This window comes from Candidatus Zixiibacteriota bacterium (genome assembly GCA_020853795.1).
Lineage (GTDB): Bacteria > Zixibacteria > MSB-5A5 > CAIYYT01 > CAIYYT01 > JADJGC01.
Genome location: JADYYF010000053.1, coordinates 1 through 10,197 on the forward strand (window position 1 = coordinate 1; position 10,197 = coordinate 10,197).

Annotated in this window: 9 protein-coding genes; 1 reads left to right on the forward strand and 8 read right to left on the reverse strand. The window is 58.2% G+C overall.

Annotated elements, in window-relative coordinates:
* The 8 genes from IT585_03885 to IT585_03920 form a co-directional block, all read right to left on the reverse strand.
* The coding region (locus IT585_03885) for a mannose-1-phosphate guanylyltransferase (GenBank protein MCC6962371.1) at window positions 1-983 on the reverse strand (983 nt) is incomplete at its 3' end.
* 146 nt (window positions 984-1,129) lie between these two features.
* Window positions 1,130-3,472, reverse strand: a complete 2,343-nt coding sequence (locus tag IT585_03890) for an SBBP repeat-containing protein (GenBank protein ID MCC6962372.1) — start codon at window positions 3,470-3,472, stop codon at window positions 1,130-1,132.
* A gap of 200 nt (window positions 3,473-3,672) precedes the next feature.
* Window positions 3,673-4,386, reverse strand: coding sequence for a glycosyltransferase family 2 protein (locus IT585_03895; GenBank protein MCC6962373.1), 714 nt, complete (start codon window positions 4,384-4,386; stop codon window positions 3,673-3,675).
* Window positions 4,383-5,033: an HAD family hydrolase gene (locus IT585_03900; GenBank protein ID MCC6962374.1), complete on the reverse strand. Its 651-nt coding sequence runs from the start codon at window positions 5,031-5,033 to the stop codon at window positions 4,383-4,385. The genes IT585_03895 and IT585_03900 overlap by 4 nt, the downstream gene beginning before the upstream one ends.
* A gap of 1 nt (window position 5,034) precedes the next feature.
* Window positions 5,035-5,754, reverse strand: a complete 720-nt coding sequence (locus tag IT585_03905; protein MCC6962375.1) for a class I SAM-dependent methyltransferase — start codon at window positions 5,752-5,754, stop codon at window positions 5,035-5,037.
* Window positions 5,754-6,761 carry a GDP-mannose 4,6-dehydratase gene (locus IT585_03910; protein ID MCC6962376.1) on the reverse strand — a complete coding sequence of 336 codons (1,008 nt, stop codon included), beginning with the start codon at window positions 6,759-6,761 and terminating at the stop codon, window positions 5,754-5,756. Before IT585_03910 ends, IT585_03905 begins: the two co-directional genes overlap by 1 nt.
* 7 nt (window positions 6,762-6,768) lie before the next feature.
* The gene (locus IT585_03915; GenBank protein MCC6962377.1) at window positions 6,769-7,776 is read right to left on the reverse strand and encodes an ATP-grasp domain-containing protein; all 1,008 of its coding nucleotides are present in this window, start codon (window positions 7,774-7,776) and stop codon (window positions 6,769-6,771) included.
* Entirely contained in the window at window positions 7,773-8,798 is a 1,026-nt protein-coding gene (locus IT585_03920) for a Gfo/Idh/MocA family oxidoreductase (protein MCC6962378.1), read from the reverse strand. The genes IT585_03915 and IT585_03920 overlap by 4 nt, the downstream gene beginning before the upstream one ends.
* Before the next feature lie 177 nt (window positions 8,799-8,975).
* Here IT585_03920 and IT585_03925 point away from each other — a divergent pair.
* A partial coding sequence (locus tag IT585_03925) for a DUF1028 domain-containing protein (GenBank protein MCC6962379.1) occupies window positions 8,976-10,197 on the forward strand: 1,222 nt, incomplete at its 3' end.

The following is a 10,197-nucleotide window of genomic DNA, read 5'->3' on the forward strand; positions in this document are numbered from 1 at the left end:
CCGGTCTTGACGATGACAAGATCTGACACTCCCAGCGTCGCCAGAATCCCTCCGCCCGAGTTCACCGCCGTGATTTCGAACGACTCGTGCAACACTGTGTCGCCGATCGTAACGTTATTGTCGCGGTCCTTCGGGCTGATCCGTTCCAGCGCCAGCCACGATCCGATATCATCCCAAATCAGGTCCGCCTTGATGACCACCACGTTGCTCGCGCCCTCCAGCACGCCGACATCAATCGACACCCCTTCCGCCTTTTCGAACATCTGCAGCCGCGCTTTCGCCTCCTCCGGCGTGCCGATCTTCTTCATGTAGTCCATCAGCAGCTGATGCATCTCCGGCTTGCACTTCGCCAGCGCCCCCAAAATCGCTTTCGCCGACCAGATGAACATCCCCGAATTCCACATGTGCATCCGCCCGATATAGTACTGCTGTGCCAGCGTCCGATTGGGCTTCTCCTTGAACTGCTTGACGCGAAAACTCGTCAGCCCCTCCGAGCTGTCATACGTCTCACCCAGCTCGATATAACCGTAGCCGGTCTCCGGCCGCGTCGGATTGATCCCGATCGTAATCAGAATGTCATCCCGCTCCGCCAGCCGCGTCGCATAGCGCAAGATGTCGATCAGCCGCTCTTTCGGCTTGATGAAGTGGTCCGCCGACAACACCACCATCACCGCCTGCGGATCCTTCTTGTACAGGTGCGCCGCCGCAAATCCCACCGCCATGCAGGTGTTCTTCCCGAACGGCTCCGCCAGGACGTTCCCCTCCTTGATCCCGTCATGCTGATTCAGAATCTGCGTTTTGATATTCTCGCCGGTCACGATCAAGGTCTGTTCGCGCGGCACCAACTCGGCCACGCGGTCGATCGTGTCTTCCAGCATCGTCTTATCGGAGAAAAGACGGAGCAGTTGTTTCGGGTTTTCGCGGGTCGAAAACGGCCAAAAGCGTTCGCCTTTGCCGCCGGCAATAATCACGGAATATATCATCTTCGCGCTTCCTTCAGTTTCTGCCGGAATATCCCCAATCCCGCCGCCGGAGTCAAGGTTGAACGCTCAAGAAATCCCCCAAAAACCGCAGCGGGACCGCCGCTCTCCGGCCGTCCCGCTGGAATGAATTCGATTGGACCGGGGCGCTATTTGCAGTCGAAACAAGGCATCGGTCCAAAGGCGAACACGTAGTTCACCATGTACACGGCATCCGAGATCGTCGGCCGCCCATCGCAATTGACATCCCCGCCGCTGACATCCAACGGCGCCGGTCCGCCGGCGAAGATGAAGTTGATCAGAATCACGATGTCGCCGATATTCACCATTCCCGAACCGTCGAAATCGCCGCAGGGATAGGTGACAACCAAGGATGCCGCCCAGGCGTCACCGCGCGGAAATACCGCCCAGCCGCCGCCATAAATCTCTTGAACTGCATTCACGGCGGGCAGGTCAGGAGAAATCGTCGAACCGGCTAAGAGCACCGACGTACCGTTGTGAACCGCTACACTCCTGGCGTCTTCTTCCTGATCACCCCCGTAGTAAGAACTGAAAGTGAGCACATTGCCGGAAGGAGCCACGCGCGATACGACGGCATCGTAGAAGCCCGTGAGTTCTCCCTTCAGCGGTGATTGTAACGGGTAATTCGCCGAAGTCGTTCTGCCCGCAATCGATGCGCCGCCAAAGGCATCGACAGCAATGTCCCAGCCGAGTTCAGAACCCGAACCTCCGATGTTGGTGCTGTAAACCAGCGAGCCGCCGTCGGCGGCAAATCTTATGGCAAAGGCGTCCGAAAATCCGCCCGGACCGTCCTGCGTCTCGTTCAGTTCGGGGAAGTCCGAGGACTTCGTCTCACCCGTTACTGTGGCCCGGTAGAATCGATCGACAGCGACCGATGTCGCACCGTCGTAGTTGTCGCCGCCGAAGTACGTCGAATACACCAACGCACTGCCGTCGGGCTCCAATTTTGTCAGAAATGCGTCAATCAGAAACGCCGGACCGAACAGCGGATTGTGAGTCGGGAAGTTCATCGAACCGGTCAAACCGACGGCATAGATGAAATCCTGATCATCGACGGCCACACCCCAACCTTCATCGTAGCCGCTCCCGCCCAGGAAAGTGCTGAACGCGAATGTGCTTCCGTTGGCCGCGACTTTGGCAACGAACACATCGCCACAGTGCTCCGGCGAGACCCCATCTCCGCCATAGGTCTCTTGATAGGCATTGTAGTTGGGGAAATCCGGCGAGCAGGTATGACCGACGATTACGGCTTCTCCCACCGAGTTCACGGCAATCGCGCGCCCGAGTTCATAGTTGACTCCGCCCAGATATGTGCTGTACTCCAGCGCATTCCCATCCTTGTTCAGCTTGACCACAAAGGCATCCGACCCACCGGCCAAGGTGTCCTGTGCCGCTGCCACCGCGGGGAAATCTTCAGACTTGGTCTCACCCGTCAGGTAGGCGTTTCCGGCTGCGTCCACGGCGACATTGGTGGCCCCGTCGTAGTCGTTGCCACCCACGTAGGTGCTATAAATCAGGTCATTCCCGCCCGGAGCAATCTTCGAAACGAAGATGTTCACCGGAAATGTCGCCGGTGCCATCGGCGGCTCAGTCGGAAAATCGGTCGAAGCCGTCAGCCCGGTGACATAAACGTAGCCGTCAGGGTCCACAGCAACGCCCCAACCCTCATCGTAGGCTGAACCACCGAGGAAGGTCGAAAACGCAATCTCCGGATCCACCACCAACGGCAGCTTCCGGTTGTAGTCGCCGGTGACATCGATCGTCAGTGTCCTCTCGCCAATCTTGCGGTAGGCGCAGGTAATCGAGTTCCGCCCCGATTTCCCCTCTTGATAGACTAACGGGTGCTTGTGCAAGGCCGTGCCGAACGGCGTCTTGCAGAGCAGTTCGCCGTCATCCGTAATCTCGACACTCTCGGCACCGTCAATCCGCAGCTTTATTTGCGCCGGATCACCTCCGGGGTTGACAATTAGATCGTATTCCAGGGCCTGCCCTTGAGCATAATACTTCAGGTCGATATTCGGATAAACCGACTCATAGACCACGCTGGCGCTGACCGGCACTCCCTGTTTCCAGGCCATGGGATTGTTGCCAATGAAGTAATTCGCATACCAACCTGCCGACTCGCCGCTCCGTGCCCGCGAATGGTCGGCGCCCTCGAAGGAGATCGTCATTAGGTGAGATTCGTAACCAAGATCCGCCACACTCGGCAATGTCGACTTGGCCATCTCTGCGGCATCGCCCGCGACCTCGGCCGTTGGACTGACGCGCACGAACTGATACACTGCTCCGGACTTCGTCAACCAAATGGCGACGCCCTGTGCATCTGCTCGATAAAGCACCTCTTCGTTGAATTGACCTTCGTTCGGTACAAATGCGAGCTGCACCGCTCCTCCCACCGGCTGCGCGCTCGCCCCTAACGACGTAAGCGCGACGACCAGCGCGACGGCTAATAAACAGAATCTTGCCGGCATGCATCCTCCTTTAAGATTTGGGGCTGAAAACTGGGGGCAAACTGTAGGCAATAGCAGCCCGCTCGGGACTGCGTGCATTCTCGAAGAGACAGCGGTGTTGCTTGTACACTTCGGCATCAATCACCTTTTGCCCAGTGACTTGGGAAAGTAACTGACTATAGAATAATGAATGCGGTGAATTTGGTCAATGAAAAAGGCGGCTACTTCTTGATTCTAAGTGTCAAGAACACCCACGGCCGAATCATCGACCACCAGCCGGAGAAGGCCCTGATTTTCGAGTAGTTCTTGCCGTCGGGCGGATAAATCATCGACACCGGCCGCTCGCAGACGCGGAATCCGAGTTTGATCGCTTTGTAGTGGACGTAATATTCCATTTCATACTTGTCCAGCCACTCCTGCCACACATCAACCTGCGGATGCCGGATGATGTCCAGCCGGTAGGCGCGGAAACCACACGTCACGTCGGTCCCCTTGAATCCCGTGAATAACCAGACGACGAATGTAAACACCGGGATCGTAACCCGCCGGAAGAGCGGCATATTCGCGCTCACTCCCTCTTCGAGATAACGCGACCCCTGCACGTAATCGGCCTCTCCTGCCGCAATCGGCTGCAATAATCGCGGAATCTCCGACGGTCTCATCTTGCCGTTGCCGGCGATCAAGACAATGGCATCATAACCCTTGTCCAGTGCGTATCTAAACACCGTTTTGATCGCGGCGCCCGCGCCCAAATTACGCTCGTGATCGAGCACCGGAAACCCCAGTTCAACCACATGGTGCCGCGACTGATCGGTTGATCCGTCGTTCATCACCACGACGTCGTAATCGCGCTCATTCGCTGCCGGAAACTGCTCCAGAACCCGGCGAATCTTCTCCCCTTCGTTGTAACAAAACACCGCAACCAGCGACTTCACTGCCCGAATTCCCGTTCCACGATCGGCAATAGTTGATGCATGGAGTCGATAATATGGTCCGGCCCCAACGCCTGCAAGAATTCTTTTGTGCGGATGCCGCCCGTCACTGCCACCGTGCGCAGTCCCAGAAGCTGCCCCGCTTTGACGTCTGATTCCGTGTCGCCGACCAGCATCCCGCTCGCCGCCGCCGCGCCGACATACTGCCGGATCAATTCCAGCTTGATCTGGAAATCCCCATGATTGTTCTCCTTGGTCAGGATCGCCGCGAAGTGTTTCTCCAGATCGAAGTGCTTCAGTTCCCACATCAGACTCGCGCGCCGGTTGCGCAGCGTTACCAGCACTAACTCATGCCGCTTCTGCAAAGACTCCAGCGCCGCCACTGCCCCGTCGATGATCTCGTCATACTGGAGATACTCGATATTCTCGATCACCTTCAGCCGTTCCGGGATATAGACCTCGGCAAACTCGGCCGGCGCAGTCTTTGCCACAATTTGCGGTTCAGGGATCTTATGCCGTTTGCACTCCCAGTATTCCTGTGCCGAGAGCACGGCGTGCCCGTGCGCGGCAAACAGGTCGGTGTAGATGCGATAGAATTTCGGGGCGACGTCCAGGATTGGACCATCGAGGTCAAAGAAGATTCGGCTCAACTCAGCGCCTCACAGCGCACTTAACATACAATTCCGCGCACGCGTCGGAGAACTGCTTGCCCACTCGATAGTAGGCGTCAATCAGGTTGCGCGGCCATTGCTCCATCTGCGCGTTCGCCAGCGGCTTCAAATAAATCCCTTCCGCATGAACAACCTGTAGTCCCGCCTTAGTGATATGCTCCTCCAGCAGCGGCCGCGTGTACACCCGCTTGTGACCGTACTTGTGGTCCCGCTCCGATAACGCCGTCACCGACGGCAGCATCCCCATCGCGACGCCGATCCGCCGATGCAGGCTGTCCGCGTTCGGAACCACGATGTGAATCGCCGCTGCACGATCCGGAGTCAACCAACGCGCCATCTTCGATAGCAGCGCGACCGGGTCGTCGATGTGTTCCAGCGCCCGCGCCAGGATAATGTCCGTGTACTTCTTGGAAGTATCGTAATCCTCGAACAGCGCCAGCTCGAATCTCACCTGCCCGCCCAGTTCCGGTTTGAGCTGGTCGATGTACTTTTGCGAGCCGTCGACCACGTCTAACCGCGCCACCTTCGTCAGCAACAACCGCGTCATCACGCCCGACGCGCATCCCATCTCCAGGATCTGATCGCCGCACAGGTGATGTTGGAGGACGTCGAAATTGAACTCGATCAAATAGCGGTCGAAATCGACTTCGGAATTGTAGGAATCGGAAATCTTGTCGAGGCGTTCGAACTTGTCGCTCATCAGTAGCTCATGCGTTGCCAGCGGCCGGCGTTCGCGGCCAGCCAGCGGTACTCGCGCTCCAGACCTTCATCAAGCATCACCTGCGGCTCCCACCCGAGCAGCTCCTTGGCTTTGTGATTGGCCAGCACCATTGCGGACAACTCCGAGGGCAGCCGCATCCGGCCGTCAACCTTCTCCGACCTCTCACCCGGCTTCACTTGCTCGAATTCCACCCGCAGCTTGCCGTCGCCGAACTTCGCCACCATCTTCTCCGCCAACTGCCGCACCGAAGTCGCAGTTCCCGTGGAAATATTGAACACGTGGCCGTTGGCGCGTTCATCCACCAGCGCCTGATTGTGCAACCGCACCAGATCGCCGACATAAGTGAAATCGCGAACTTGCTTACCTTCACCAAACACTACCGGATTCTTGCCGTCCAGGATCCGCTTCAGGAAGATCGTCAGCACGCGCCCGTACCACTCCCGCTCGCCGTAGATGATCGCATAGCGAAATGACACGATCGGCAATTTGTACAGCTCGCAAAATATCTGCCCGTACTTCTCTGCCGCCAGCTTCGATGCCCCGTACGCCCAGTTCGGATTCGTCGGGTGCTTGGTTTCATCCGACGGCGTGTACAGCGGCTGCCCGTAAACACACGCCGACGAGGCGTTCATGATCTTCTCGACCCCGTTGGCAACCGCCGCCTGAAACACGTGCAACGTGCCGATCGTATTCGACCGCAGATCGTCAATCGGATCGTCGACGCAGTGCGTGATCTCCAACTGCGCTGCCTGATGACTGACCACGTGGGGCCCCGTCATCGCGGTTTTCAGTTTCTCGTAGTCGAGGATGTCGCCTTCGATGACCTGAATCTCCTTCGCCACCGGCGCCAGGTTCTCCCGCAAGCCCGATGAAAAATTGTCGTAGACCGTCACCCGCGCGCCGGCCTGCACCAGACTCATGGTTAAATGCGACCCAATAAATCCAGCACCGCCGGTCAAAAAGACCTTCTTGCCGTTTAGATTCATAACCACCTTAGGAAGTCAACTTCGGGATCGGCAGTACGGAACCATTCTCCCGCACATACACCTCTTCCCAATACCGCAGCATCAATAAATTCTTCTCGTACTGCCCGATGATCGGCTCCACCTTGTCCCCCAGCACCATCTTGCACAGTAAATACGGCGAATTCATCCCCGCCGCGACCGTCAATGTCAGCGTTCCGGCGTAGCGCGGATTGATCTCGAAGAAACAATAGCGCCCCTCCGGCGTGACGAACAACTGGATATTACAGTGCCCGATGTTCTTCATCTTCTCGGCGATATACTTCGCTTTCTCGACCATCACCGGATCATCCACCGTCCGCCCCTTGTACGAAATCCCGACCTTGGTCTCGACCCGCTGGCGCGGCACCACCCCGATCACCCGGCTGCTGAAATCCGACAGCACGTCGATCGTGTATTCCTTGCCGGTGACGTACTCCTGCAACACCGGATCGTCCACCTCTTTCAGGTAGCGCGCCAGATCCTCCGGATTGTTGATCTTGTGCACGTCGAGCGACGCCCGCCCCGTGCGCGGCTTGATGAAAATCGGATACTTGATCGTCTTCGGATCGGGCAGCTCGCTGGGCATCCAGGTGTACGGCGTGTCGATGCCGATCCCGGTGAAGAACTTGAAGGTCTTCTCCTTCTCGTTGGCGAGCGCAATCGTCTCCGGCGAGGATATCGCCGTCACGCAGCCCAGCTTCTTGAATGCCTCGATGTTTGCGCCGATCTTGTCGAATTCGTAATCGACAATCGGCACCAACAGTTGAATTTTCTCTTTCTTGATGATGTCGGTGATCGTCGGGATGAACTTCTCATCCTTGGCCGCCGGCGTCGTGTAGAACGCATTCGAAAAATAGCGCCCCGCCGACTCGGGATTCATGTCGGTCGTCACGACATAGGCGTCGATCTCGTTCTGCTGCCGCAGACCCTTGATAAACGACTGACAGGTGACGGTGCCGGAACCGGTAATCAATACGCGAATTTGCCGCTTGCTCATAGTTTGACCTGTGCCCCGTTCTGCTTGAGGGATTGATCCGCCGCTTCGAGGATGCGGACGACGTGAAGGCCGTCTTCGCCGGAAGTGAGGGGTTTGCGTTTCTCGTTGATCGAAGTGATGAATTCCTGCGCCACCAGCTTCAGCGCCTCGGTACTCTCCACCTTGGGCGCGCGCATGTCGCCGGTGCGGTACTCGACCAGCGCCTGGTACACCTGCTCCTTGTCCTCCTTGCCGGTGGCGTCGGTGAACACCACTTTCTTGTCGTAAATCTTCACCTTCTCCGACGGATCCATGTCATCATAGACGATCATCTGCTTGGTGCCGCCGATCAGCGTCGTGCGCACCTTGACCGGCGCCAGCCAGTTGACGTGGAAATGCGCCAGCAGGTCGTCCTCGTATTGCACCGTCAGGTAACCGATGTTCTCGATCTTCTGCCCGTAATGCGCCACGCCGGTGGCATTAACCGCCTTGGCCTTCTTGCCGGAGATGAAATCGCAAATCGAGATATCGTGCGGCGCCAAATCCCAGATCACGTTAATGTCGTGCTGGAACAGCCCCAGATTCACGCGCACCGAATCGAAGTAGAGCAGTTGCCCGACTTCGCCCGACACCTTCAATTCCTTGATCTTCCGCACCGCGCCGGTGTACAGGAACGTATGGTCGACCATCAGCGTCAACCCGCCCTTGTGCGCCAGATTCAACAGGTCCTCCGCCTCCGCCACCGTGTGCGTCAGCGGCTTCTCCAGCATCACGTGCTTGCCCGCCTTGAGCGCCGCCGCCGCCAGCCGATGGTGCGTAAACACCGGCGTCGCGATCACGACCGCCTGCACGTCAGGATCGGCAATCAACTGCTCGTCGCTGGCGTAACCCTTCACGCTGGGATATTGATTTTGAATGAACTTGACTCGTTCCGGCCGCTGGTCGCAGACCCCTACCACCTTGCAGGCGCCACCCAGCGAGGAAAAATTGCGGACGAGATTTGGCCCCCAGTATCCGACTCCAATTATGCCGATGCCTAACACGCAGACTCCCGCGAAAAAGTCAAAAAGGTCAGCCAATATACCCGCGAAACATGGTTCTGTAAAGGGATTTTGCGGATTGCCGCCGCCGTTCCCGCCTTGACTTTTCCGCCTGATCGGGCTATCATAGATCGTAAATAACTAACTCCCAATCGCTGCCGACTTCGTGTAGGTGATCCTATGCTTCGCCTTGATCCTTCGTTTCGCCGCCATTGCGGCCTCGTCGTTCTTGCCGGGCTGATGTGCCTGCTCGTCCCGGCCATAGCCCACGCCACCTTCTCCATCGTCGCCGTCGACACCCTTACCGGCGCCGTCGGCTCAGCCGGCTCCTCCTGCATCGCCGGTTCGAAAATCATCCACGACTGCATCGAAGGCGTCGGCGCGATCAACACGCAAGCGCTCTACAACACCACCAACCAGAGCAACGCCCACGCCCTCATGCTCTCCGGCCTCACCCCCGACTCGATCTTGTCGTGGCTGCAACTGCATGATGCCACCAATCAGCCGCAAATTCGCCAATACGGTATCGTGACGCTGGCGGGAAGTGGAGCATCCGGATCATTCACCGGCGCCAATTGTACCGCCTGGGCGGGTCACCGCACCGGCCCCGGCTACGCGATTCAGGGCAACATTCTCCTCGGAGCGCAGATTGTTGACTCGATGGAGGCCGCCTTCCTCAGCACCGCCGGCCCTCTCGAAGAACGCTTGATGGCCGCCATCGAGGCCGCTGACGTTCCCGGCGCCGACACTCGTTGCCTCTCCTGCAACAAACCGACGATCTCCGCCTACATCAAGGTCATCCATCTCGGCGACGGCGCGACGCCATATCTCTACACCTTCATCGACAACACCGACTGCGCCACCAATCCCCTGCCGATCCTGCGCTCTCAATACGACGCCTGGAAGGCGCTCCAGCAGGCTGATGCCGACTCCTCGATCTTCACCGTCACCGAGGCATCGCTTCCTGTGGGCGGCAATGACTCCGTCGCCGTCATTTTGATTCCGCGCAATTACACCGGTGCGCCGCCCAATCAAGGCGTGACCGCGGTCAGCGTGACCAACTCCGGCGGCGGCACTCTGCGTCCGGTTACCGACAATGGCGACGGCAGCTACTCGACCTGGCTGATCTCCGCTCTCGCTTTTGGCACCGATCAGCTCACCGCACATGTCACCGCCGGCGGCGTTACCACCGAAGTCGCCGCGCATCCGCTCATATCCTATTTCATCTACGGCGATGCCGACGGCACCGGCGCGATTTCGATCTCCGATGCGGTCTTCTTGATTAGTTACATCTTTGCGGGAGGAAGCGCCCCCGTCCCGTTGGCATCCGGCGATGCCGATTGCAGCGGCGCCGTCAATATCAGCGACGCCGTCTATCTGATTCAGTATATCTTCGCCGGCG

Excerpts from the sequence above, each read along its gene's own strand:
- IT585_03890 (MCC6962372.1), bottom strand. The coding sequence starts at position 3,472 with ATGCCGGCAAGATTCTGTTTATTAGCCGTCGCGCTGGTCGTCGCGCTT.
- IT585_03905 (MCC6962375.1), bottom strand. The coding sequence starts at position 5,754 with ATGAGCGACAAGTTCGAACGCCTCGACAAGATTTCCGATTCCTACAAT.
- IT585_03910 (MCC6962376.1), bottom strand. The coding sequence starts at position 6,761 with ATGAATCTAAACGGCAAGAAGGTCTTTTTGACCGGCGGTGCTGGATTT.
- IT585_03915 (MCC6962377.1), bottom strand. The coding sequence starts at position 7,776 with ATGAGCAAGCGGCAAATTCGCGTATTGATTACCGGTTCCGGCACCGTC.